Raw genomic sequence first — 22,630 nt, forward strand, 5'->3', positions numbered from 1 at the left:
GCGCTACTCCGCCGCCTGGCCGTAGGCCGAAGTCGCCTCGATCTCTAGCTCGATCGCCAGGGTGGCCGGATCGAGCCGGAGCTGGAAGCTGCGGACGGCGCCGGTATCCGGCCCCTGCACCAGCCCGTCGCGCAGCGAGATGACCTGGTTGTGCAGCGGACAGGTCACCGCGGCGCCGTGGACGATGCCCTGGCTGAGCGGACCGCCGCGATGCGGGCAGCGGTCCTCCAGCGCGAACACCTCGTTGGCCTCGGTGCGGAAGACCGCGATGCGGCCGAGCGGCGAGTTCACGCAGCGCGCGCCGCGGCGCGGAATGTCGTCGAGATGGCCGATCCGCACGAAGCGCGGCAGGTGGCCCATGCCGGCGGCCGGCTCGGCAGCGGCGGGCGCACCGGCGCCGGCCGGGGCGACGACGGCGAGCGGCAGGCCTTCTCCCATGCGCGCCATCACTCGGCCGCCTCGCGCAGTCCGAGCTCGGCCATCGGGCGGAACTCGTGCGCCGCCACGCGGCCGCTGGCGCGCTCGGCCCAGGGGTCCTTCTGGCTGAAGGACTGCGAGTGGCGGAAGCGCTCGAAATAGGCGAGCCGCTTCTCCCGGTCCTCGACCACCGCGGCGCGGATGCTCTCCATGCCGACGCGCTTCAGCCATTTGTACATGCGCTCGAGATAGTGGCCCTGCTCGCGGTAGAGCTGCGTCAGCGCCACGATCACCTCCAGCGCCTCCTCCTCGGTCGCGACATGGCAGAGGACTTCCGTACCCTTGATGTCGAGGCCGGCGGCGCCGGCGAAATGGATGTCGTAGCCGGAGTCGACGCAGATGACGCCGACATCCTTGCAGGTCGCCTCGGCGCAGTTCCGCGGGCAGCCGGAGACCGCCATCTTGACCTTGGCGGGGGTCCAGGAGCCCCACATGAACTTCTCGATCCTGATGCCGAGGCCGGTCGAATCCTGCGTGCCGAAGCGGCACCAGTCGGTGCCGACGCAGGTCTTCACGGTGCGCAGGCCCTTGGCGTAGGCGGCGCCGGAGACCATGCCGGCGGCCCCGAGATCCGCCCAGACGGCGGGCAGGTCCTCCTTCTTCACGCCCAGCATGTCGATGCGCTGGCCGCCGGTGCACTTCACCGCGGGGATCTGGAACTTGTCGACGACGTCGGCGATGGCGCGCAGCTCGGCGGCGGTGGTCATGCCGCCCCACATGCGCGGCACGACGGAATAGGTGCCGTCCTTCTGGATGTTGGCGTGGACGCGCTCGTTGATGAAGCGGCTCTGCTTGTCGTCGACATATTCGCCGGGCCACTCGGCGATCAGGTAGTAGTTCAGCGCCGGCCGGCATTTCGCGCAGCCGCAGGAAGTCTTCCACTGCAGCTCCTGCATCACCGCCGGGATCGACTTCAGCGCCTTGGCGACGATCAGCCGGCGGACGTCGCCATGGCCGAGATCGGTGCACGGGCAGATCGGCTTGACCGCCGTCGGGTTGAAGGCGGCGCCCAGCGTCAGGCTCATCAGCTGCTCGACGAGGCCGGTACAGCTGCCGCAGGAGGACGAGGCCTTGGTGTAGGCCCGCACGTCGTCGATCGTGGTGAGGCCCCCGGCGACGATGGCGCCGGTGATCTTGCCCTTGCAGACGCCGTTGCAGCCGCAGATTTCCGCATCATCCGGCAAGGCTGCAACGGCCGCCATAGGGTCCAGGGGGGCGCCCCCCTGGTAGGACTGGCCGAAGATCAGGGTATCGCGCATGGCCGAGACGTCGGCGCCCTTCTTCAGAAGGTCGCCGAACCAGCCGCCATCGGCCGTCTCCCCATAAAGGACCGCGCCGAGGATGCGGTTGTCCTTCAGCACGAGGCGCTTGTAGACGCCGGCGGCGGCATCGCGCAGCACGATCTCGTCGCGGCCTTCGCCGTCGGCGAAATCGCCGACCGAATAGAGGTCGATGCCGGTGACCTTCAGCTTGGTCGGCGTGTCGGAGTGGGCAAAACCCTTGCCCGGCGCGCCGGCCAGGCTGCGGGCCGCGACCTCCGCCATCTGGTAGAGCGGGGCGACGAGGCCGTAGACGCGGCCCCCGATCTCGGCGCATTCGCCGAGCGCCAGGATGGCGGGGTCGGACGTCGCCATCTGCGCGTCGACGAGGATGCCGCGCCCGACGGCAATTCCGGCGTCGCGCGCCAGGTCCGCCGACGGCCTGATGCCGGCGGCCATGACGACGAGGCCCGCCTCGATGATCCGCCCGTCCGCGAGTTCGACGCCCTCGACCCTCGTCTCGCCGCGGATAGCCCGGGTGGTCGCGCCGGTGATCACCTCGATGCCGCGCTTCTCGAGCGCCTTCTGCAGCAGGTAGCCGGCGGCCGGATCAAGCTGGCGCTCCATCAGGGTCGGCATCAGATGCACGACGCTGACCGCCATGCCCTGCGCCCTCAGCCCGGCGGCGGCCTCGAGGCCGAGCAGCCCGCCGCCGATGACCACCGCCTTCACCCCGGCCTGCGCCGCCAGGATCATCGCCTCGACGTCGTCGAGGTCGCGGTAGGAGAGGACGCCGGCGAGGTCCTTGCCGGGCACCGGCAGGATGAAGGGCGAGGAGCCGGTGGCGATGACCAGCCGGTCATAGGGCTCGGTGACGCCGTGGCTGGAGGTCACGGTCTTCGCCACGCGGTCGATGGCGACGATGCGGTGGCCCTTGTAGAGGGTGATGCCGTTGGCGACGTACCAGCCGTCGCCGTGGATGACGATCTCCTCGAAGCGCTTCTCGCCGGACAGGACCGGGGAGAGCATGATGCGGTCGTAATTGACCCGCGGCTCGGCGTTGAAGATCGTCACCCGGAAGCGGCCGGGGGCCAGCTCGAACAGGTGCTCCAGCATGCGCCCGGGGGCCATGCCGTTGCCGATGATGACGAGTCTTTCGGTCATGTCGGGTATCTCCCGGACGGTGATGCGACAGCGCGGCTGTCATGGCGGTCCCATCGCCCGGGGCCGGTTGTCCGGCGGCCTCGGGATGCTGGGGATCGGCGGCTTCGGCAGCGCTGGCGAAGCAGGGTGTCGGGCACTTGCGACCCGCGTCCCGAGCGCGTCGGCGGACGAGGCGCGGCGACGGCGGAACGCGCTCAGGCGGCTTCGACGAAGCGGTTGCGCTCGTAGAGGAACTTCAGCACGGCGGTGCGGCAGCGCAGGTAGACCGGGTCGGTCGCCAGATCGAGCCGCCGCCGCGGGCGGGCGAGCGGCACGGCGAGGATCTCGCCGATCTTCGCCGACGGGCCGTTGGTCATCATCACGATGCGGTCGGACAGCAGCACCGCCTCGTCGACGTCGTGGGTGATCATCATCACCGTGGTGCCGAGATCGGCCTGGATCTGCATCACCTGGTCCTGGAGATGCGCGCGGGTCAGCGCGTCGAGCGCCCCGAACGGCTCGTCGAGGAGCAGGATCTTCGGCTCCATCGCCAGGGCGCGGGCGATGCCGACGCGCTGCTTCATGCCGCCGGAGATCTCGGCGGGGCGCTTGTCCCGGGCGTGGCCCATATGGACCAGCTCGAGGTTCTTCATCACCCAGTCGCGCCGCTCGGCGGCGGATTTGACGCCGCCGAAGACCTTGTCGACGGCCAGCGCGACATTCTCGTAGACGGTGAGCCAGGGCAGCAGCGAGTGGTTCTGGAAGACCACGCCGCGGTCCGGCCCCGGCTGGTCGACCACCCTGTCCTCGAGCAGGACGACGCCGGACGAGGCGGTGGTGAGGCCGGCGACGATGTTGAGCAGCGTCGACTTCCCGCAGCCCGAGTGGCCAATGATCGAGACGTACTCGCCCTCGTCGACCGTGAGGTCGATGCCCTTGAGCACGTCGGTGGTCGCGGCGCCGCGGGTGTAGCTCTTGTCGACGCCTTCGATGGAGAGGAACGGCTTGGCGTGCATCGGTCGGTTCTCCGGTTCAGGCGGCGGCGGTGCCGCGGGTGACGGCCCGGGCGATGAGGGCGACGATCCGGTCAAGGGCAAAGCCCACGAGGCCGACATAGACGAGGGCGAGGATGATGTCGGAGATCAGCGAGGAGTTCCAAGCATCCCAGATGAAGAAGCCGATGCCGACGCCGCCGATCAGCATCTCCGCCGCGACGATGGCGAGCCAGGACAGGCCGATGCCGATGCGCAGGCCGGTGAAGATGTAGGGGGCCGCGGCCGGCACCATGATCCGGGTGAAGAACTCGTAGCCGTTGAGGCGCAGCACTTTGGCGACGTTGCGGTAGTCTTCCGGTATGTTGCGGATGCCGACGGCGGTGTTGATGATGATCGGCCAGATCGCGGTGATGAAGATCACGAAGATCGCCGCCGGCTGACCGTCCTGGAAGGCCGCCAGCGACAGCGGCAGCCAGGCCAGCGGCGGTACGGTGCGCAGCACCTGGAAGATCGGGTCGAGGCTGCGCATGGCGAGCGACCACTGGCCGACGAGGACGCCGAGGCCGATGCCGGCGACGACGGCCAGCGCATAGCCGACGGCGACCCGCTGGAGACTGGCCCAGAGCTGCCAGCCGAGGCCCTGGTCGTTGCCGCCGTTGACGTAGAAGGGATGGGCGATCAGGTACCAGGTGTCGGTCACCACCTGGCTGGGCGGCGGCAGCGACGCGCCGGGGCCGGAGCAGAGCGCCTCCCAGAGGCCGAGAATGACCATGAGCGCGAGGAGCGGCGGCAGCACGTTGGAGAGCAGCGACTGCGCGCCCCGCGCGAGGAGGGCGGCAAAGCGCGGGCGCGGCCGCGGCAGCGGCACCACGGTCGCCGGCGGCTCGCCGGCCTCGGCGGCCGGGCGGATCGGCAGGACGACCGGTTTCTGGGAGAGGGCCTGGGACATCGGTTCGCCTCGTCGTCGGGGAAAGGGGACCGGGCGCGGGCGCCCGGCCGGGATCAGCTGAGCGCCTTGATCGACTGGCTCTCGAGATAGGCGTCGGGATTTTCCGGGTCGAAGCTCTTGCCGTCGAAGAAGGTCTCGACGCCGCGCGAGGTCGTCGCGGGGATGTCGGCCGCGGCGACGCCGAGTTCCTTGGCCGCCTCGCGCCAGAGATCCTCGCGGTTGACCCGGTCGATGATCGCCGCCTTGTCGAAATCGGCCGGCAGATAGCCCCAGCGCTGGTCCTCGGTGAGGAACCAGAGGTCGTGGCTCTTGTAGGGATAGGAGGCGTTGTCGGCCCAGTAGCGCATCTGGTGCGGGGAGTTCTCGACCAGCTTGCCGTTGCCGTAGTCGAAATTGCCCTTCATGCGGTCGACGACGTCGGCGAAGGGGGCGTTGATCCACTGCCGGCGGGCGCAGATCTCGGCCATCTCCTCCTTGTTGGCGGTATCCTCGCACCACATCTGGGCCTCCTGGATCGCCATGGTCAGCGCCAGGGCCGATCTGGGATTGGCGTCGACATAGTCGGCGCGCATGGCGAAGGCCTTCTCGGGATGGTTCATCCAGAGCTCGCTGGTGGTCAGCGCGGTGTAGCCGATGCCCTGGTTCTTCAGCTGCTCGTTCCACGGCTCGCAGACGCAGAAGCAGTCCATCGTGCCGACTTTCATGTTGGCGACCATCTGCGCCGGCGGCACGACGATCGTGGCGATGTCGGTGTTGGGGTCGATGCCGCCGGCGGCGAGCCAGTAGCGGATCCACAGATCGTGGGTGCCGCCCGGGAAGGTCATCGCCGCCTTGACCTCGGCGCCGGTCGCCTTCTTGGCCTCCAGCGCCGTCCTGAACGGGGCGGTGTCGAGGGAGAGCGCGAGATCGGCATATTCCTTGCCGACGGAGATGCACTGGCCGCCGAGATTGAGGCGGGCGAGGATGTACATCGGCGTCGGCTGGTTGTTCTGTGTCATCGCCCCCGAAGCGATCAGGTAGGGCATCGGCGTCAGGATATGGCCGCCGTCGATGCCGGAGCCCGCCGAGCCGAGGACGAGATTGTCGCGCGTCGCGCCCCAGGAGGACTGCTTCGTCACGGTGACGTCGGTCATGCCGAACTTGTCGAACATGCCCTTCTCCTTCGCCACGAAGAGCGGCGCGGCGTCGGTCAGCGCGATGAAGCCGAGCTGGGCGGTCGGCGTCTCCGGGCCCGCGCCCTGCGCGAAGACGCCGGCCGGGAAGGACGCGCCGATCGCCGAGAACAGCGCGGCGGTGCCGGCGGTGGCGGCCGTCGAGCCGAGGAAGCGGCGACGGTTCATCGAGATCGGTGACGTCCTATCGGTCATCAGAAGCTCCGTTCGGGCAAGGGAAAGCGCTCGCCGCCAAGCAGAAGCCCGGCTGCAGATAATAAAAAACGCCGCAAACCGTCGGGCACACCATGGTTTCCCATGCAGAGCTTCGGTTTAGCGACGTCGATGTCCTGGAGAGCGGAAGCCACAGGCGGGCCGCCTCGTGTGCCCGTCTTCGTTGGCGGGCACAATGCTAGGGAACCACAAGACTATCCAGTGCGAAAGTCCAAATATGCGGCAGTGCAAAATGCCGATCGGACGGGCAGGGAAGGCCGGAGCCGTTCGAAATCAGGGGCTTGAGGCGCGTTGCGGCTGCTGCCTGCAAAGGATGCGGCTGATGATAATTTCACCACGGCGGCTTTTGCGGCAGATCAGTCGGTGGCGGCCGACCCGGGATGCGCTCGTCCGGCGCCGATCGGGAAGCCGGCGACATAGGCCTCGATCGCTTCGGGATCGAACACGCGGCCGTCCATGAGCGGCGCGTCGGTGCCGTCGGGATCGGTCCCCGCCTTGATCGCCGCCGGATCGCCGATGGCGCTGGCATAGAGGTCGGGGCGGAAGGCGCTGGCGGCGGCGAGGCGATTGGCCTCGCTCGGCGCCACCTGTCCCCAGCGCAGCATCTGGCTGTAGACCCACAGCGCCTGGCGCCGGGAGGGCACGCCCGCCCCGGCGCGGTGAAACACCAGATAGTCGTCGATATGACGGGTCCGCGCCGGGCTCGCCTGCACCGGCACGTCGCCGTCGAGGATCCGCCGCAGCATCGCCGCGTCGCCGCCAATGAAGCGGGGCGCGGCGAGGATCTCGGCAAGGGCCGGGTGGTTGCCGGGCTCGTCGCACCAGCGCGCCGCGGCGTCGAGCGCGACCAGCAGGCGCGCGACGGTGTCGGCATTGGCCTCCGCCCAGTCGGGGCGCAGCCCGAGGACCTTCTCCGGCGAGGCCGGCCAGATATCGGCCTTCACCGCGACGATGCGCCCGACATCGGCGCGCACCGACACGACGTTCCAGGGGGCGTTGACGCAGAAGCCGTCGATGGCGTTGGCGGCGAGCGCATCCGCCGTCATCGGCGGCGGCACCACGGTCATCGTCACGTCGCGGTCGGGGTCGATGCCGCCGCAGGCGAGCCAGAAGCGGAACTCGTAATTGTGCGAGGAGAACGGGTAGACGACGCCGAACACCAGCGGCGCCAGCCCGCGCGCCTGCCGCTCGGCGACGACGCGGCCGAGACGCCCGGCCTCTGCCAGCGCCCCGTCGCCCTCGCCCGGCCCGCGGCACGCGTCCATCGCCTCGGCCAGCGACCGCGACAGGGTGATGGCGTTGCCGCCGCGCCCGAGCGCCATCGGCGCGATCACCGGGAACGGGTTGGTGCCGATGCCGACCTGCGCGGCGACGGCCATCGGCGCCAGCAGATGCGCCGCGTCGAACTGGCGGAAGGCGAGGCGGTCGCGGATGTTCGACCACGACACGTCGCGGACGAGGTCGAGGCTCAGCCCCTCGCGGCGTGCGAAGCCGAGCTCCTCGGCGGCGAACAGCACCGCGGCGTCCATCAGCGGGATGAAGCCGGTGCGCACGCTCGTCGCCTCCCGGTGCCCGAGCGCGGGAGCGGGAAGCGGCGGGGCCGACGGGCGGGGAGGATCGATGTCTGCCACGGGTGTCACTTCTCCAGGAGGCTGGTGGCCGCCACGACGCCGCGGGCGATCTCGACGAGCTTGCGTTTCTCGTTCATCGCCGTCTGGCGCAGCAGCGCGTAGGCCTCGTCCTCGGGGATCTGGCGCAGCTTCATCAGGACGCCCTTGGCCTTTTCGATGACCTTGCGGTCGGCCAGCTCGTTGCGCGCCTCGTGCAGTTCGCGCTCGAGGCGCGAATAGGCGTTGAAGCGCACGATCGCCATGTCGAGGATCGACTTCACGCGCTCCTTCTTCAGCCCGTCCACCACATAGGCCGAGACGCCGGCGCCGATCGCGGCCTCGATGGAGGCGGCGTCGGAATGGTCGACGAACATGGCGATCGGCTTGCGCACCGAGCGGGAGACGGCGAAGAACTGTTCCAGCCGGTCGCGGTTGGGGTTTTCGAAGTCGACGACGATGACGTCGGGCGCCAGCTGCTCGATGGTGCGCACCAGCCCGTTCATCTCGCTGACGACATGGACGCGCGAATGGCCGGCCTCGCGCAGGCCAGCGTCGATGATCGACGCGCGCGCCGGATTCTCGTCGATGATCAGGATGACCAGTTCGTCCACCGTCATGGCTTTTTGTGCAGTGCGAAGGCCGCGAGCGCAAGCCTCGTCACCGAGAGCCCGGTGGATGCGTTCCGTCAGCCGCCGCGGACCTCACGCCCGCAGGCTGTGGCGGCCGCGCGATCTGCCCGGCCGAGGCCGCGGCGCAATGCGGGCGGGCCGGCGAATCCGCCGCCGCGATGCCGGGACCGGCAGTCGGCACGGTGGGATGAGGTTCTGGATGAGATTTTTCAGCTGATGGTGCCCAGGGACGGAGTCGAACCGCCGACACTGCGATTTTCAGTCGCATGCTCTACCAACTGAGCTACCTGGGCGCCGCGGCCGTCGGAACCGGCTTCCGCATCGGGGCCGGCCCGGCGAGGGCTGGGGCCTTATAGAAAGACTGCCCGACCCTGTCCAGCGTCTCGACGCGGGCGAGGGGAAAAAGACGCGGGGGCCGCGCCGGTGGGATCGGCCGCACCCCGCCGATGCGGCCGGCGGAGCCCCGAAGGATCAGGCGCTCGCCGCGGGTGCCGCCGACAAAGTGCCGGCCGGCGGCTGCCGGCTGTTGACCTTCGGCGGAAAATCAAGGAAAGAGCGCGCATCGCCGCCGCGGTCCATGGCCCTCCCCAAGGGAGCGCCTCTGGCTGGGGCGGTCGGCACGAGGCCTTCAGGGTCCGCCTGCCCCGGTCGCCCGGGGCCGCGCCCGCCAAGGCCGATGCTGTGGTAGCTCAGTGGTAGAGCACTCCCTTGGTAAGGGAGAGGTCGAGAGTTCAATCCTCTCTCACAGCACCATTCCCTTGCTTCTCGCATAAACCGATGAACCGGGCGCAGAATCGCAGCTGCACATGCCCGTGGTCGCGCTCGGATTTCGGCCTCGGTGGCCCTGATGCGGCCCGCCGTGGCGCCGCAGGCGCGTTTTTCGGACCTCACAGCACGAACGTCTTGCCGACGGCGGACGGAACGACCCTCTCGCCGTAGGCCGCGGCCAATGCACCTATGGCGCGCCAACCCGTGCAGTGCCCGGGTGCTATCAGGCGCAGGTCGAACGGCGCGAGCGCCGCAACCGTCTCCGGGATGATGCGTTCGGTGGTCCCGGAGAGGTGAAAGCCGCCGAACACGCCATAAAGCGGCACATGCGGGAACCGCGCCTTCGCTTCGGTCAAGACGTTGATCAAGCCGGCATGCGAGCAGGCGGTGAAGACGACCTGTCCCTTGCCGGCGACGTGGATCGCCACGAATCGCTCGTCCGGCATGATCTCGTCCAGCTCCCAGTCGCCCGTCGCGGTCTGGCGATACTGACCGGGAAAGCCGCGCTCGAACCGGGTCAGTCGGGGGATTTCGCCGCTCACATAGAACGTCTCGTCGCACGCGAACCGCTCGTAGCAGGTGAGGCGGACATCGGCACCGTTTCCCGACAGTACCGCCACGCCGGGGACCAGCTCCATCTGACGAAGACGCCCGTCCGCGGACCTGGTCGCGCGCAGGGCGAACATGGCGGGGTGCATGTAGGTCGGAACAGGGTGCCCGCCGTTGGCCATGGTGATCATCTGAAGGGCGCGGGGCAGCGCGCCGGCATGGTCCCAGTGTCCGTGCGACAGGACCACGGCGCCGACGGCGGCAAGGTCGACGCCGAGCCTAACCACGTTGCGCTCGAACACCCATTCCTCGGGTCCGGCATCGAACAGGAGCGTATGGCTGTCCGATCCAGCATGGACTGTGATCAGGCAGGAAAGCCCGTGCGCGGCGCAGCAAAGGCATTTGCCTGAAAGCCACGGCATGCCGCGGCGACGCAGGCGGGAGAACTCCGACTCGAAGAATCCGGGGCTCGACGACAGGCTGTCGGTCGCGTTGTCGACCAGGAAGATGATCTCTGCTGACTCGACTGCCTTCATCGAAGCCGCCCCGCCTGAGGATGCGTCGCAGGATACTAGGCGACCTCCGCCCCGGCGAACAACGGCGGCGGCTCGTGCATGGCGTCGGTCGGCGCGGCCACTGGAACCGCCCGTGCTGACCGCGCGGATTCGACCCTTCAGATCATCCCGGGGGACATCAGACGCCCAGCGCGCAGCCGTCCTTCCTCGGGTCGGACGCCGCCAGCAGGAAGCCACCGGTGGGATCGCGAAGAATGACCTGTGCGCCACCGAGCGGCTTGGTCAGTGTCTCGACCCTGTGGCCGCGCGCTGAAAGTTCGGCCGCAACGCCTTCCGGATAAGTCGGCTCCACGTCCAAGATGCCATCATGGGCGAAGGAGCGCGGAGCATCCACTGCCGCCTGGGGGTCCAGCCCGCGATCGAAGAGCCCGGAAAGCAGCGCCGCATGGCCGGCGGCCTGATAGTGGCCTCCCATCACCCCGAACACGCCCGCCGGTTGGCCGTCCCGGCGCAGCAGGCCCGGGATGATCGTGTGCATCGGCCGCTTGCGCGGGCCGATGGCGTTGGGGTGGCCTTCGATCAGGCGGAAGGAGGCACCGCGCGAATGCAGGAGCACGCCGGTGGTCGGATCGAGGTGCGTCGAGCCGAATGCGTGGAAGAGCGAGTTGATGAACGACACCATGTTGCCGTCGCGATCGACGGCGCAGACATAGACGGTATCCTGATGCACCGGCTCGTCCCAGGAGAGGTGCGGTCGGGCGCGTTTCATGTCGACGAGGGCAGCCAGACGGCGCGCGGTGCCATGCGAGAGCAGTTCCTCGATGGGCACCGTCATCGCCGCCGGATCGGCCAGCAGGGCGTCGCGGCTGTGATAGGCAAGCTTGGTCGCCTCGGCATGAAGGTGGATGCGGTCGACCGTCGAAAGTCCTTCTCCGAGGTCGAATTCCCGCAGGATGTTGAGCAGCATCAGCGCTGCAAGGCCCTGGCCGTTCGGCGGGCATTGCTCCACCGTATAGCCGCGATAGTCGCTGGAGATGGGAGCGGTATAGAAGGCACCCTCCGTCATCCCGGCAAAGTCCTCCAGCGTGTGAAGCCCGCCGAGACCCTTGAGGTATTGCACCAGCGATGCCGCCGTGGCGCCTTCATAGAAGGCCCTGGCGCCATGCGCGGCGATCTCGCGCAGGCGCTGTCCCAGGCGCGGTTGCGCGTGGCGCGCGCCGGGCGCAAGGGGCTTGCCGGCAGGCAGGAACAAGGCGGCGGCGCCCGTATCCTGCGCCAGCAGCGGGGCCGCCTCCGCCCAGTCGAAGGCCACGCGTTGGCCGATCGGGTAGCCATTCTCGGCATAGTCGACGGCGCGGGCGAACAGTCGGTCGAGCGGCAGACTGCCGTGGTCGGCATGCAGCCTCGTCCAGGCTGATACCGCACCCGGGACTGTCACGGCATGGGCGCTGGTGCGCGGAATCTCCGCGCCAAGGCCTGCCGAGCGAAGTGCCTCGACCGTCGCGGCCGCAGGGGCGCAGCCGCTGCCGTTCATCGCGACCGTCGGTTTGCCGGAGGGTGCGTAGAGCACGAAGCAGTCGCCCCCGATGCCCGTCATGGCGGGTTCGACCACACATTGCGTGGCGACGGCGGCCAGCGCCGCATCCATGGCGTTGCCGCCCGCCTGGAGCATCTCCAGGGCTGCCCCCGTCGCCAACGGATGCGAGGTGGCGACAGCGGCCTCGCGCAAGATGACGGTCGGGCGCGAGGGGCCGAAGAAGTCGCTACGGCGAGTGGCAATCACGGCGGAGTCCTTGTTCTTTGGGCGGCGGGAGTGACCGCGCATGGTCGAGCCCGGGGGGGACCCAGTCGTCGTTCCAGTCACATCCTTGTGCGCCGCCCGCAATTGTGGCGGAAACAAGGGAACCTTCCTGGCCTTTACGGATTGTTACCCTCGTACGCGCATTGTGTACTGAACAATGTGCGTTCCAAGAGGTGCATCGATGTCCGAACTTGCCAGAGTTGTTTTCCATCCGGGACGGCGATCGGAGGTTGCGCGCCATCTCGAACGGCTCCACGTCTTCCAGCCTGTGCACGACCTGTCGCAGCAGCTGAGCGAGAAGCTGGAGCGGCTCGACCGCGCCGAGAGCCGCCAGCGCCAGGAACGGGCTCGCAACACCTGTTAGCCGCAGACCCGGCGTGCCCCTTTTCCGCGCCTACCGGCCGGAGGCGCCTGCGTCCGGCGAGCGAGGCGACATGACGCCGGCCCGTCTCCTGCCTCGCAAGCATCGCGGCGCTTTATTCCCCCCGGCTTCTGGTGTAACGGAGATTTCGCCGTAATCTGCCGGCCCCGGGGGCGCTCCATGACCAAGAATCTCGATGCCGCGATCGACTCGATCGGCGAACGCGTGACCCATATCTGCGAGTTCCTGCACGAGCTGGAGCCGGGCCAGCCGGTCGATCCCGCCGCGCTCGCCGACGCGGTGCACGACTGCTCCAACGTCAGCCAGTCGATGACGAGCCTCAAGCGGGTGGTCAAGCGTATCGACAAGGTCGAGGGCTGACCCCTCACGAGGCCGCCTTGCCGCGGGCATGAGCCGGCGCGCGCCGCGCCGGCGCCGGCTGCCGTCCTTCCGCCCGCACAACAGGAGCCCCGCATGGTCGCGACCGACATCGCCACACGGGTCTGGAACCACACGTTCAAGCTCGACACGATCGTGCGCAGCCTGCTCGACACGGATTTCTACAAGCTGCTGATGCTGCAGATGGTGCACGGGCTGCATCCGGACGTGCGGGCGACGTTCTCGCTGCACAACCGCTCGCAGCAGGTGAAGCTCGCCGAGATCATCGACGAGCAGGAACTGCGCGACCATCTCGACCACGCCCGCTCGCTGTCCTTCACCAAGCGCGAGATGATCTGGCTGGCGGGCAACACCTTCTACGGCACGCGGCAGATCTTCCGGCCGGACTTCCTCGAATGGCTGCAGCACTTCCGCCTGCCGGAATACGAGCTGCGCCGGGTGGACGGGCAGTTCGAGCTGGATTTCCACGGCCCCTGGACCCACACGATGATGTGGGAGATCCCGGCGCTGGCGATCATCAACGAGCTGCGCTCGCGCGCCGCGATGAAGGACTTCAAGCGCTTCGAGCTCGACGTGCTCTATGCCCGCGCCAAGGCCAAGATGTGGGAGAAGGTCGAGCGGCTGCAGGCCCTGCCGGACCTGCGGATCTCGGATTTCGGCACGCGGCGGCGGCATTCCTTCCTGTGGCAGCGCTGGTGCGTCGAGGCGCTGAAGGAGGGGCTCGGCAACCGGCTGATCGGCTCGTCCAACGTGCTCCTGGCGATGGAGACCGATCTCGAGGCGATCGGCACCAACGCCCACGAGCTGCCGATGGTGCTGTCGGCGCTGGCCGACGGCGACGAGGCGCTGCGCCAGGCGCCCTACCAGGTGTTCCGGCAGTGGCAGAGCTACTATGGCGGCAATCTGCTGATCGTCCTGCCGGACACCTACGGCACCGCCGCCTTCCTGCAGCAGGCACCGGAATGGCTGGCGTCCTGGACCGGCTTCCGGCCCGACTCGGCGCCGCCGATCGAGGGGGGCGAGGAGATCATCGCCTGGTGGAAGCGCATGGGCGAGGACCCGCGCGACAAGCTGTTGGTGTTCTCGGACGGCATGGACGCCGACACGATCGAGCGGACCTACCGGCATTTCGAGGGGCGGGTGCGGATGAGCTTCGGCTGGGGCACCAACCTGACCAACGATTTCCGCGGCGTCTCGCCGGTGCCGACCACCGGGCTCGACCCGATCTCGCTGGTCTGCAAGGTCACCGAGGTCAACGGCCGGCCGGCGGTCAAGCTGTCGGACAATCCGGCCAAGGCGAGCGGCGACCCGCAGGCCGTGGCGCGCTACCGCCGGGTGTTCGGCGAGACAGCCTACGCCGAGCGCGCGCTGGCGGTCTGAGCGCCGCCGCCGGGTGCGGCGCCAAAAAAGTTCGGTGCGGAAGGCTCGGTAAGCCTTGCTTATGATAAGCAGGGTTACTAGATCGCCTGCATGAGCGAGAAATCACACCCCAGCCTGGGCTTCCTGCTGATCGACGCGGCGCGGCTGATCCGCCGCCGCTTCGAGCAGGAGAGCCGCGACCTTTCGATGACCTCGGCGCAGCTGCAGATCGTCGCCCGCCTCGCCAAGAACGAGGGGATCGGGCAGGCGGCGCTAGCGGCGCTCCTCGAACTCGAGCCGATGACCGTTTCGCGGCACGTCGACCGCATGGTTGCGGCCGGACTGGTGGAGCGGCGGCAGGATCCGGCCGACCGGCGGGCCCGCCAGCTGTTCACCACCGTCCGGTGCCGGGCGCTGATCGAGCCGATGCGCGAGCGCGCCGCGGCCGTGTTCGAGGACGCGCAGAAGGGGATGTCGGCGGCGGAACGCCGGCAACTGATGGCCGCCCTGGAGACGGTGATCGGCAATCTGTCGAGCGCGGAGGCCGGCGAAGGCGCCGGCGGCGCGGCTCGCCAAACGAAAGAGGTGGCGGCATGAACGCGCAACCGGACAAGAAACGACTGGAGGCGGCGCAGCCGGTGAGCGAGCCGGGGGCCGCGCCCGTGACGCCGCCCGCCGCGGACGCCGGCGCGCCGGCCCCGACCACGCCGGCACAGACCCCGACGACGCAGGCACCGGTCGCGCCGGCGCCGCAGCCGGAGCGGCCGAAGAAGACCGGCCGCCCGCTGCGCAAGCTGCTGATCGTCGCGCTGCCGCTCGCCCTCGTCGTCGGCGGCGCCTATTACTGGGTCACCGGCGGGCGCTACATCAACACCGAGGACGCCTATGTCCAGCAGGACCGCGTCACGGTGGTGCCGCAGGTGAGCGGCCAGATCGCCACGGTGGCGGTGGCCGAGAACCAGACGGTCGAGGCCGGCGCGCTGCTCTTTGCCATCGACGACAGCGTCTATCGCAACGCCGTGGAGCAGGACCAGGCCAACCTGGAATCGGCCCGGCTCAACGTCGAGAAGCTGAAGGCGGCCTATGCGCAGGCGGTGACCGAGGCCAACACGGCCCGCGATGCGCTGGCCAATGCCGAGACCCAGAACGAGCGCCAGCAGACGCTGGTGAAGAAGGGCATCGTCAGCCAGGCGACGCTCGACGATGCCGACCTCGCGCTGCGCCAGGCGCGCGGCGCCGTCGCCTCCGCCGACAGCCAGGTGCTGGCGGCGCGGGCGGCGCTGGCCGGCGACCCGGCGATCGCGACCGACCAGCACCCGCTGGTGCTGGAAGCGCTGGCGCAGCTGCACGCCGCCGAGCTGGACCTCGCGCATACGAGGGTGACGGCGCCGGCGGCCGGCGTGATCAGCCAGACCGACCGGCTGCAGCAGGGCCAGTACGTGACCCCGGCCACCGCGGTGATGAGCCTGGTGGAGACCGACAGCAGCTGGATCGAGGCCAACTACAAGGAGACCGAGCTGACCGACATGCATGTCGGCCAGCCCGTGGACGTCGAGCTCGACACCTATCCCGACCATGTGCTGCACGCCACGGTGGGCTCGATCGGCGCCGGGACCGGCTCGGAATTCGCGCTGCTGCCGGCGCAGAACGCCACCGGCAACTGGGTGAAGGTGGTGCAGCGCATCCCGGTGCGGATTCGTATCGAGGATGGCGGCGACATGCCGGCCCTGCGCGCCGGCATGAGCGCCAGCGTCACGGTCGACACCGGCCATGCGCGGGGCGTGCCCGACTTCCTCGAGCCCGTCGTCGCGGCGCTCGGCCTCGACACGTATCTGCCCGCCGGGCGCGCCGTGGCCGCCACCACCGGATCCGCGGCGCCGGACGTGGTCGCCGCGGGACCCAACTCGCAGGAAGGGGCCACCGCCGGTTCGGCGACGACCCCGGCACGATGAGCGCCGCCGCGCCGGCCGCCGCCGGCCCGGACGGCGTCGTCGCCCACAAGGGCCTGATCACCGTCTCGATCATGCTGGCGACGATCATGCAGGTGCTCGACACCACGATCGCCAACGTCGCCCTGCCGAACATGCAGGGATCGCTCGGCGCGGCGCAGGACCAGATCACCTGGGTGCTGACCTCCTACATCGTCGCCGCCGCGATCATGACGCCGGTGACCGGCTGGCTCTCCGACCGGATGGGGCTGCGCGAGCTGTTCATCGCCTCGGCCGCCGGCTTCGTGGTCGCGTCGATGGCCTGCGGCTTCGCCACCAGCCTCAACGAGATGATCCTGTTCCGGCTGATCCAGGGCCTGTGCGGCGCGGCGCTCGTGCCGCTGTCGCAGACCGTGCTCTTGAACATCAACACCAAGGAGCAGCACGGCTCGGCGATGGCGATCTGGGGCGCCGGCATCATGGTCGGCCCGATCGTCGGCCCGACGCTGGGCGGCTGGCTGACCGAGACCTTCAACTGGCGCTGGGTGTTCTTCGTCAACCTGCCGATCGGGCTCCTGGCGCTGGCCGGGATGATCCTGTTCCTGCCGAAGACGCCGAAGCGCCAGCGCGGCTTCGACTTCTTCGGCTTCGCCATGCTGTCGCTGTTCATCGGCGCGCTGCAGCTGTTCCTCGACCGCGGCGAGCAGGTGGACTGGTTCGCCTCGCCCGAATGCTGGATCGAGCTCGGCCTCGCCGTCTCCGGCCTGTGGGCCTTCGTGCTGCACATCACCGGGCGGGAAGGCGCCTTCATCGACCCGAAGATCTTCACCGACCGCAATCTCGTGATGGCGTTGGTGATGATCTTCGTCGTCGGCATGATCCTGCTCGCCGGCCTCGCGCTGCTGCCGCCGATGCTGCAGAACATCCTCGGCTATCCGGTGGTGACGACCGGCCTGGTGCTCGCGCCGCGCGGCGTCGGCACGATGATCTCGATGATCGTCGTCGGCCGGCTGATCGGCAAGGTCGACACGCGACTGCTGATCTTCACCGGGCTGATGCTGACGGCGCTGTCGCTCTACCAGATGAGCGGCTTCTCGATCCTGATGGATTCGACGCCGATCGTCGTCTCCGGCGTCGTGCAGGGGCTGGGGCTGGGCCTGGTCTTCGTGCCGCTGTCGACGCTCGCCTTCGCGACGCTGGAACCGCGCTTCCGGCCCGACGCCGCGTCGCTGTTCAGCCTGCTGCGCAACATCGGCTCGTCGGTGGGCATCTCGATCGTCTCGGTCGAACTCGCACACAACCTGGTCATCAGCCGCTCCGACCTCGTCGGCCGGCTGAACCCGTTCAACCCGGTGTTCACCGACGCGGTGGCGACGATGGGAGCCGACCAGACGACGGCGCTCGCCGTCCTCAGCCAGCAGGTGCAGGCGCAGGCGGCGATGATCGCCTATGTCGACGACTTCAAACTGATGATGATCATCACGCTCTGCGCCGTGCCGCTGCTGGCCTTCATGAAGCCGCCGCAGCGCCAGGCCGCGGGCGGCGATGCCCATGCGGCGGTGATGGAGTAGGGTTCCCTATCCTGTCCGCTCCGCCACCGGCCGCCCCGGCCGGTGCGGGGCGGTCGCGAGGAAATGATCGCCCGGACGGAACGCCCGCCGGATGCGGTCATTGGCCTTGAGAGGATGACGCGTCCGGCATGGGCGCGTCATCGCCAATCCACACCGACATCTCGAAGGGTGCCAAACCATGAAAATCCTGATGGTCCTGACGTCGCACGACCAGCTCGGCGACACCGGCAAGAAGACCGGCTTCTGGCTCGAGGAATTCGCCGCGCCGTATTACGTCTTCAAGGACGCCGGCGCCGAGGTCACGCTCGCCTCGCCGAAGGGCGGCCAGCCGCCGCTCGATCCGAAAAGCGACGCCGCGGACGCCCAGACCGAGGCGACCAAGCGCTTCAAGTCCGATCCCGCCGCGCAGCAGGCACTGGCCAATACCAAGGTCCTGTCCACCGTCGACGCGGACGGCTTCGACGCGATCTTCTATCCCGGCGGTCACGGCCCGCTCTGGGACCTCGCCGAGGATGCCGACAGCCGCCAGCTGATCGAGACCTTCGCGCGGAGCGACCGCCCGGTGGCCGCGGTCTGCCATGCGCCGGGGGTCTTCCGCCACACCAAGACGGCGGATGGAAAGTCGCTGGTCGCCGGCCGGACCGTCACCGGCTTCACCAACACCGAGGAAGAAGCCGTCGGCCTGACCGAGATCGTGCCGTTCCTGGTGGAGGACATGCTGGTCGCCAATGGCGGCCACTACAAGAAGGGCGACGACTGGGCGTCCTTCGTCGTCACCGACGGCAAGCTGGTGACCGGCCAGAACCCGGCCTCGTCCGAGGAAGCCGCGCGCAAGCTGCTCGCCCTTCTGTAGGAACCACGGGGTGCCCGCTGCACCCCTGCGATGGAAACCGCCCGCCGGCACCGCCCGGCGGGCTTTTTCATGCGGCGCGGCGTATCGCCCGCGCCGCACGATGGCCCGGACCGTCAGTCGCCGAGCGCCACGCCTTCGCGGCGGGGGTCGGCGGCTCCCTGCAGGCCATCCGGGCCGATGACGATGGCATGCAGGCCGGAATCGAGCGCCGTCTCGTTGACCTCGTAGCCGAGCGCGCGCAGCGGGCCCGAGAGCGCCGTCGCGGCGGTGCCGGCCTCGACGTCGAAGGGGCCGAAGCGGTTGACCAGATGCGGCATGGCGACGGCGGCCTGCGGATCCATCCGCCAGTCGATCAGCGCGACCAGCGCCTGCGCCACGTAGCCGATGATGCGGCTGCCGCCGGGCGAGCCGATGGCGATGACCGGCGCGCCGTCCCGCATGACGATGGTCGGCGCCATCGAGGAGCGTGGCCGCTTGCCGGGCGCGACGGCGTTGGCGATCAGCCGGCCGTCGTCGTCGCGGGTCTCGAAGGAGAAGTCGGTGAGCTCGTTGTTGAGCAGGAAGCCGCGGGTCATCAGTCGCGAGCCGAAGCCGGCCTCGATCGTCGTGGTCATCGAGACGACGTTGCCGGCCGCGTCGACGATGGAGAAATGGCTGGTCGAGGGCAGTTCGAGGGCGGTGTCGTCGCCGAGCAGCAGCGCGTGGTCCCAGGGCGGCGAGCCGGGCACGATCTCGGCTTCGGCGAGCGCCGCCTCGCCGTCGAGGAGTCTCGCGCGGTCGGCCAGATAGGCCGGGTCGAGAAGCCCCTTCAGCGGCATCGGCACGAAGTCGATGTCCCCCATGTAGCGGCCGCGGTCGGCGAAGGCGAGGCGCGAGGCGTCGCCGATCAGCCGCCAGGCCTCGGGGCTCTCGGGGCCGAGTGCCGCCATGTCGTGCGGCTCGATCATGCCGAGGATCTGGCCGACGGTGAGCGCTCCGGAGGAAGGCGGGCCCATGCCGCAGACGTCGAGGTCGCGGTAGTCGACGCAGACCGGTTCGCGCTCGGCGATGGCGTAGGTGGCGAGGTCCGAGAGGGCGAGCGTGCCGGGATTGCCCTCGGCATTCCGCACCGTGTCGACGATGGCCTGCGCGACCGGGCCTTCGTAGAAGCCCGCCGGGCCCTTGTCGGCGATGGCCCGCAGCGTCTCGGCATATTCGGTGTTGACCAGGCGGTGGCCGACCGTCAGGGCGGCGCCGTCCGGGCCGAGGAAGTAGTCGCGGGTGCCGGCGTGGCGGGCGAGGTTCGCGGCGTCCTCCGCGATCAGCGCGTTGAGGCGGGGCGAGACCTCGAAGCCCTTCTCCGCAAGGTCGATCGCCGGCTGCACTACGTCGCGCCAGGCGAGCTTGCCATAGCGCTCGTGGGTGTCGAACAGCAGCCTCACCGTGCCGGGCGTGCCGACCGAGCGCCCGCCCACCACGGCGTCCATGAAGGCCAGCGGCTCGCCGGAATCATCGAGGAAGAGCGTCGGCGTGGCGCCGGCCGGGGCCGTCTCGCGGCCGTCGAAGGTGGTCAGGCGGTCATCGGCGGCGTCGAAATAGACCAGGAAGGCGCCGCCGCCGAGCCCGGAGGACTGCGGCTCGACGAGGCCGAGCACGAGCTGCGTCGTCACCATCGCGTCGATGGCGTTGCCGCCCTGGCGCAGGATCGCCCGGCCCGCCTCGGCGGCCAGGGGGTGGGCCGCCGCGACCATCTGCCGCTCGGCGCGGACGAGGCCGGCCTCGGCGGAGGGCGTTGCCAGCTCGGGCTGGAAGGCGTCGCTCGGCTGCTCCTGCGCGAAGGCGGCCGGCACGAGGCCGAGGCCGGCGATCAACAGCCAGGCGGCGAATGTCCGGCGGGGCATGGGCATCTCCTGGGATCGACTCGCCCCCAGCCTATGCCAGCCGGACGGGCACGCAAGCCCGGCGTTAGATGCCGCCGGGGAAGGCGTGCGGCGCGGCATCAAGGTTTCGCGAAACCGTCTGGTGCGGGATCAATTCCTCTTTTCGCCGGGCGCACTTGGCAATAGGGTCCACCGCGAATCGGGCCGCCGCATCCGGGCCGGCCCGACAGTGATCAGCAGGGAGGCTCGGTCGTGGCCATACGCATCATCTCTTTCATCCTGGCGCTGTTCGTGATGCCGGGGCTCGCCCTGGCGCACGGGCCGACGCGGCAGAAGGCCAGCGAGACCGTCGAGATCGATGCGGCGCCGGAGAAGGTCTGGGCGGTCATCTCCGCCTTCGGCGACATGTCCTGGCATCCGCGCGTCGCGATGACCGATTCGCCGAAGGGCGCGGAGGTCGGCGCGATCCGCACGCTCGGCTACAAGAGCGGCGGGACGATGGAAGAGGAGCTGTCGAAGATCGACGCGACGAAGATGTCGCTCTCGACCTTCATCGGCCACGTGAATGTCGACGTGCTGCCGGCCACCAACTATTCCTCGACGATGACGGTCAAGCCGCTCGACGGCGGGGCGCGCTCCGAGGTGACCTGGCGGGCCGCCTTCTACCGCGGCTACCCGAACAACGATCCGCCGGCCGAGCTCAACGACGAGGCCGCCGTGACCGGCGTTTCGGCCTTCCTGCGCGAGGGTCTCGACAACCTGAAGACGGTGGTCGAATCCGGCTCGTGAGCCCGCTTCGCGGCATCGCGGCGAGTGCCGGCCTGGTGCTCGCCGGCATGCTGGCCGCCGGCACCGCCGCGGCCGGCGACCTCGCCTACGTGACCAGCCAGGAAGCCGAAACGCTGTCGATCGTCGATCTCGACACGATGACCGTGCGCTCGACGGTTCCCATCGCCGGCAAGCCGGCCGGCATCGCCCTCTCGGCGGACGGCAAGCGCGCCTATGTCTCGCGCCCCGAGGCCAAGGCGATCAGCGTCGTCGACACGGCGTCCGGCACGGTGATCCGCGAGATCGCGACCGGCGGCGGGCCGCTCGGTATCGCGGTGCATCCCTCCGGCGCGCCGGTCTATGTCGCCGACTGGTTCTCGCATTCGCTGCTGGTGGTCGACCAGGAGGCGGGCAAGGTCGTCGGGGCCTTCGAGACCGGCCAGTCGCCCTCCGGCGTCGCGGTGTCCGGGGACGGCAGCGTCGTCGTCACGGCCGACCGCGATTCCGATCAGATCTCCTTCATCGACACCCGGACGGGAAAGGCGATCGCCCGCGTCGCGGTGGGCGCGCGGCCGTTCGGCGTGGCGTTCTCGCCGGACGGCACGCGCGTCTATGCGGCGAATGTCGGCGGCGACAGCGTCACCATCGTCGATGCCGCGACCCATAAGGTGCTCGCCACCGTCGACGTCGGCTCGCACCCCTATGCCGCCGCCGAGACGCGCGGCAAGGTGTTCGTCACCGACCAGTACGGCAGCACCGTCACGGTGTTCGATGCGGCGACCCGCGAGCGCTTGACGACGCTGGAAACCGGCGAATATCCGGAAGGGATCGACGTCGGCAGCGACGGGCGTTTCGTCTATGTCGCCAACTGGTTCGACGATACGCTCGCCAAGATCGACGCCGAGACGCTGGAGATCGTCGGCCACGTCACGGTCGCGGAAGGCCCGCGGGCCTTCGGGGCGTTCGTCGGAGCCGATCCGGCGACGCCATAGCCAGGGAGGATTCCATCATGCCAAGCCTAATGCGATCGGCCGCGCTCGCGGCACTCGCCACGCTCGTCGCCGCCGCGCCGGCGGCGGCCCAGATGGTGGTGCCGCCCAGCACCGTGGTCGGCCCGGCCGGCATCACGCGGGCGCCCGGCATGGGCAGCACGCCCTTGGCGGCAACCGCCGACTATCCGACGGACGTCACCGCCGACTACGTGTTCGGCTGCATGTCGAGCAACGGCAACACGCGGACGGCGCTGGAACAGTGTTCCTGCTCGTTCGACGTCGTCGCCTCGCTGCTGCCCTACGACCGCTATGTCGAGGCCTCGACCTTCCTGTCGATGCAGCAGGTCAGCGGCGAGAAGGGTGCGCTGTTCCGCGGCGGCGTCGAGCAGAAGGCGGCGATCGACGCGCTGCGCCGGGCGCAGGCCGAGGCCGAGATCCGCTGCTTCGACTGAGGGACGCG

The 22,630-nt window shown here is 69.4% G+C and carries 20 protein-coding genes and 2 tRNA genes; 11 read left to right on the forward strand and 11 right to left on the reverse strand.

Annotation, left to right across the window (positions count from 1 at the left end; genetic code table 11):
- Nucleotides 1-3 precede the first annotated feature (3 nt).
- From nirD to LXB15_RS00750, 8 genes are all read right to left on the reverse strand, one after another.
- Nucleotides 4-360, reverse strand: coding sequence for a nitrite reductase small subunit NirD (gene nirD, locus LXB15_RS00715; protein ID WP_233953293.1), 357 nt, complete (start codon nt 358-360; stop codon nt 4-6).
- Nucleotides 361-446: 86 nt separating this feature from the next.
- Nucleotides 447-2,900: a nitrite reductase large subunit NirB gene (gene nirB, locus LXB15_RS00720; protein WP_233950394.1), complete on the reverse strand. Its 2,454-nt coding sequence runs from the start codon at nt 2,898-2,900 to the stop codon at nt 447-449.
- Between the two features lie 194 nt (nt 2,901-3,094).
- Nucleotides 3,095-3,895, reverse strand: a complete 801-nt coding sequence (locus LXB15_RS00725) for an ABC transporter ATP-binding protein (RefSeq protein WP_233950395.1) — start codon at nt 3,893-3,895, stop codon at nt 3,095-3,097.
- Between the two features lie 16 nt (nt 3,896-3,911).
- Nucleotides 3,912-4,823, reverse strand: a complete 912-nt coding sequence (gene ntrB / locus LXB15_RS00730; RefSeq protein ID WP_233950396.1) for a nitrate ABC transporter permease — start codon at nt 4,821-4,823, stop codon at nt 3,912-3,914.
- Nucleotides 4,824-4,876: 53 nt separating this feature from the next.
- Nucleotides 4,877-6,190 carry a CmpA/NrtA family ABC transporter substrate-binding protein gene (locus tag LXB15_RS00735; RefSeq protein ID WP_233950397.1) on the reverse strand — a complete coding sequence of 438 codons (1,314 nt, stop codon included), beginning with the start codon at nt 6,188-6,190 and terminating at the stop codon, nt 4,877-4,879.
- A 374-nt stretch (nt 6,191-6,564) separates the two neighbouring features.
- Nucleotides 6,565-7,839: a CmpA/NrtA family ABC transporter substrate-binding protein gene (locus LXB15_RS00740; RefSeq protein ID WP_233950398.1), complete on the reverse strand. Its 1,275-nt coding sequence runs from the start codon at nt 7,837-7,839 to the stop codon at nt 6,565-6,567.
- Between the two features lie 5 nt (nt 7,840-7,844).
- Nucleotides 7,845-8,435 (reverse strand): ANTAR domain-containing response regulator, encoded by a 591-nt coding sequence (locus LXB15_RS00745; protein ID WP_233950399.1) that lies wholly within the window; start codon nt 8,433-8,435, stop codon nt 7,845-7,847.
- A gap of 229 nt (nt 8,436-8,664) precedes the next feature.
- Nucleotides 8,665-8,740: transfer RNA gene (locus LXB15_RS00750), tRNA-Phe, on the reverse strand.
- A 385-nt stretch (nt 8,741-9,125) separates the two neighbouring features.
- Between LXB15_RS00750 and LXB15_RS00755 the strand changes: the two genes are divergently transcribed.
- Nucleotides 9,126-9,200, forward strand: a tRNA-Thr gene (locus LXB15_RS00755).
- Between the two features lie 134 nt (nt 9,201-9,334).
- Here the strand turns inward: LXB15_RS00755 and LXB15_RS00760 are convergent.
- Both LXB15_RS00760 and LXB15_RS00765 read right to left on the reverse strand, forming a co-directional pair.
- Complete coding sequence (locus LXB15_RS00760) at nt 9,335-10,300, reverse strand: MBL fold metallo-hydrolase (protein WP_233950400.1); 966 nt, start codon at nt 10,298-10,300, stop codon at nt 9,335-9,337.
- Nucleotides 10,301-10,457: 157 nt separating this feature from the next.
- On the reverse strand, nt 10,458-12,104 hold the full coding sequence (locus tag LXB15_RS00765; RefSeq protein WP_233950401.1) for a gamma-glutamyltransferase family protein: 1,647 nt from the start codon (nt 12,102-12,104) through the stop codon (nt 10,458-10,460).
- Between the two features lie 157 nt (nt 12,105-12,261).
- On the opposite strand from LXB15_RS00765, the gene LXB15_RS00770 reads away from it, so the two are divergent.
- The 7 genes from LXB15_RS00770 (at nt 12,262) to LXB15_RS00800 (ending at nt 18,551) form a co-directional block, all read left to right on the forward strand.
- Nucleotides 12,262-12,444 carry a hypothetical protein gene (locus LXB15_RS00770; protein WP_233950402.1) on the forward strand — a complete coding sequence of 61 codons (183 nt, stop codon included), beginning with the start codon at nt 12,262-12,264 and terminating at the stop codon, nt 12,442-12,444.
- A 177-nt stretch (nt 12,445-12,621) separates the two neighbouring features.
- Entirely contained in the window at nt 12,622-12,822 is a 201-nt protein-coding gene (locus LXB15_RS00775; RefSeq protein ID WP_233950403.1) for a hypothetical protein, read from the forward strand.
- A 93-nt stretch (nt 12,823-12,915) separates the two neighbouring features.
- On the forward strand, nt 12,916-14,220 hold the full coding sequence (gene pncB / locus LXB15_RS00780) for a nicotinate phosphoribosyltransferase (RefSeq protein WP_233950404.1): 1,305 nt from the start codon (nt 12,916-12,918) through the stop codon (nt 14,218-14,220).
- A 90-nt stretch (nt 14,221-14,310) separates the two neighbouring features.
- On the forward strand, nt 14,311-14,796 hold the full coding sequence (locus LXB15_RS00785) for a MarR family winged helix-turn-helix transcriptional regulator (RefSeq protein ID WP_233950405.1): 486 nt from the start codon (nt 14,311-14,313) through the stop codon (nt 14,794-14,796).
- Complete coding sequence (locus LXB15_RS00790) at nt 14,793-16,151, forward strand: HlyD family secretion protein (RefSeq protein ID WP_233950406.1); 1,359 nt, start codon at nt 14,793-14,795, stop codon at nt 16,149-16,151. The genes LXB15_RS00785 and LXB15_RS00790 overlap by 4 nt, the downstream gene beginning before the upstream one ends.
- Nucleotides 16,148-17,698 carry a DHA2 family efflux MFS transporter permease subunit gene (locus tag LXB15_RS00795; RefSeq protein WP_233950407.1) on the forward strand — a complete coding sequence of 517 codons (1,551 nt, stop codon included), beginning with the start codon at nt 16,148-16,150 and terminating at the stop codon, nt 17,696-17,698. The genes LXB15_RS00790 and LXB15_RS00795 overlap by 4 nt, the downstream gene beginning before the upstream one ends.
- A gap of 178 nt (nt 17,699-17,876) precedes the next feature.
- Nucleotides 17,877-18,551 carry a type 1 glutamine amidotransferase domain-containing protein gene (locus tag LXB15_RS00800; RefSeq protein WP_233950408.1) on the forward strand — a complete coding sequence of 225 codons (675 nt, stop codon included), beginning with the start codon at nt 17,877-17,879 and terminating at the stop codon, nt 18,549-18,551.
- Between the two features lie 113 nt (nt 18,552-18,664).
- Here the strand turns inward: LXB15_RS00800 and ggt are convergent, their stop codons facing one another.
- Nucleotides 18,665-20,431 (reverse strand): gamma-glutamyltransferase, encoded by a 1,767-nt coding sequence (gene ggt / locus LXB15_RS00805; protein WP_233950409.1) that lies wholly within the window; start codon nt 20,429-20,431, stop codon nt 18,665-18,667.
- Nucleotides 20,432-20,704: 273 nt separating this feature from the next.
- Here ggt and LXB15_RS00810 point away from each other — a divergent pair, with 273 nt between their 5' ends.
- From LXB15_RS00810 to LXB15_RS00820, 3 genes are all read left to right on the forward strand, one after another.
- The gene (locus LXB15_RS00810; RefSeq protein WP_370640256.1) at nt 20,705-21,199 is read left to right on the forward strand and encodes an SRPBCC family protein; all 495 of its coding nucleotides are present in this window, start codon (nt 20,705-20,707) and stop codon (nt 21,197-21,199) included.
- Nucleotides 21,196-22,170: a YncE family protein gene (locus LXB15_RS00815; RefSeq protein ID WP_233950411.1), complete on the forward strand. Its 975-nt coding sequence runs from the start codon at nt 21,196-21,198 to the stop codon at nt 22,168-22,170. The genes LXB15_RS00810 and LXB15_RS00815 overlap by 4 nt, the downstream gene beginning before the upstream one ends.
- Nucleotides 22,171-22,319: 149 nt before the next feature.
- Nucleotides 22,320-22,622 carry a hypothetical protein gene (locus LXB15_RS00820; RefSeq protein ID WP_370640257.1) on the forward strand — a complete coding sequence of 101 codons (303 nt, stop codon included), beginning with the start codon at nt 22,320-22,322 and terminating at the stop codon, nt 22,620-22,622.
- Nucleotides 22,623-22,630: the final 8 nt, after the last annotated feature.

The sequence above is a fragment of the Aurantimonas sp. HBX-1 genome (genome assembly GCF_021391535.1).
GTDB lineage: Bacteria > Pseudomonadota > Alphaproteobacteria > Rhizobiales > Rhizobiaceae > Aurantimonas.

Excerpts from the sequence above, each read along its gene's own strand:
- LXB15_RS00745 (WP_233950399.1), bottom strand. The coding sequence starts at position 8,435 with ATGACGGTGGACGAACTGGTCATCCTGATCATCGACGAGAATCCGGCG.
- LXB15_RS00770 (WP_233950402.1), top strand. The coding sequence starts at position 12,262 with ATGTCCGAACTTGCCAGAGTTGTTTTCCATCCGGGACGGCGATCGGAG.
- LXB15_RS00795 (WP_233950407.1), top strand. The coding sequence starts at position 16,148 with ATGAGCGCCGCCGCGCCGGCCGCCGCCGGCCCGGACGGCGTCGTCGCC.
- LXB15_RS00735 (WP_233950397.1), bottom strand. The coding sequence starts at position 6,190 with ATGACCGATAGGACGTCACCGATCTCGATGAACCGTCGCCGCTTCCTC.
- LXB15_RS00760 (WP_233950400.1), bottom strand. The coding sequence starts at position 10,300 with ATGAAGGCAGTCGAGTCAGCAGAGATCATCTTCCTGGTCGACAACGCG.
- LXB15_RS00790 (WP_233950406.1), top strand. The coding sequence starts at position 14,793 with ATGAACGCGCAACCGGACAAGAAACGACTGGAGGCGGCGCAGCCGGTG.
- LXB15_RS00775 (WP_233950403.1), top strand. The coding sequence starts at position 12,622 with ATGACCAAGAATCTCGATGCCGCGATCGACTCGATCGGCGAACGCGTG.
- LXB15_RS00800 (WP_233950408.1), top strand. The coding sequence starts at position 17,877 with ATGAAAATCCTGATGGTCCTGACGTCGCACGACCAGCTCGGCGACACC.
- LXB15_RS00725 (WP_233950395.1), bottom strand. The coding sequence starts at position 3,895 with ATGCACGCCAAGCCGTTCCTCTCCATCGAAGGCGTCGACAAGAGCTAC.
- LXB15_RS00785 (WP_233950405.1), top strand. The coding sequence starts at position 14,311 with ATGAGCGAGAAATCACACCCCAGCCTGGGCTTCCTGCTGATCGACGCG.
- ntrB (WP_233950396.1), bottom strand. The coding sequence starts at position 4,823 with ATGTCCCAGGCCCTCTCCCAGAAACCGGTCGTCCTGCCGATCCGCCCG.
- LXB15_RS00810 (WP_370640256.1), top strand. The coding sequence starts at position 20,705 with ATGCCGGGGCTCGCCCTGGCGCACGGGCCGACGCGGCAGAAGGCCAGC.
- nirD (WP_233953293.1), bottom strand. The coding sequence starts at position 360 with ATGGGCCACCTGCCGCGCTTCGTGCGGATCGGCCATCTCGACGACATT.
- pncB (WP_233950404.1), top strand. The coding sequence starts at position 12,916 with ATGGTCGCGACCGACATCGCCACACGGGTCTGGAACCACACGTTCAAG.
- nirB (WP_233950394.1), bottom strand. The coding sequence starts at position 2,900 with ATGACCGAAAGACTCGTCATCATCGGCAACGGCATGGCCCCCGGGCGC.
- LXB15_RS00765 (WP_233950401.1), bottom strand. The coding sequence starts at position 12,104 with ATGCGCGGTCACTCCCGCCGCCCAAAGAACAAGGACTCCGCCGTGATT.
- ggt (WP_233950409.1), bottom strand. The coding sequence starts at position 20,431 with ATGCCCCGCCGGACATTCGCCGCCTGGCTGTTGATCGCCGGCCTCGGC.
- LXB15_RS00820 (WP_370640257.1), top strand. The coding sequence starts at position 22,320 with ATGGGCAGCACGCCCTTGGCGGCAACCGCCGACTATCCGACGGACGTC.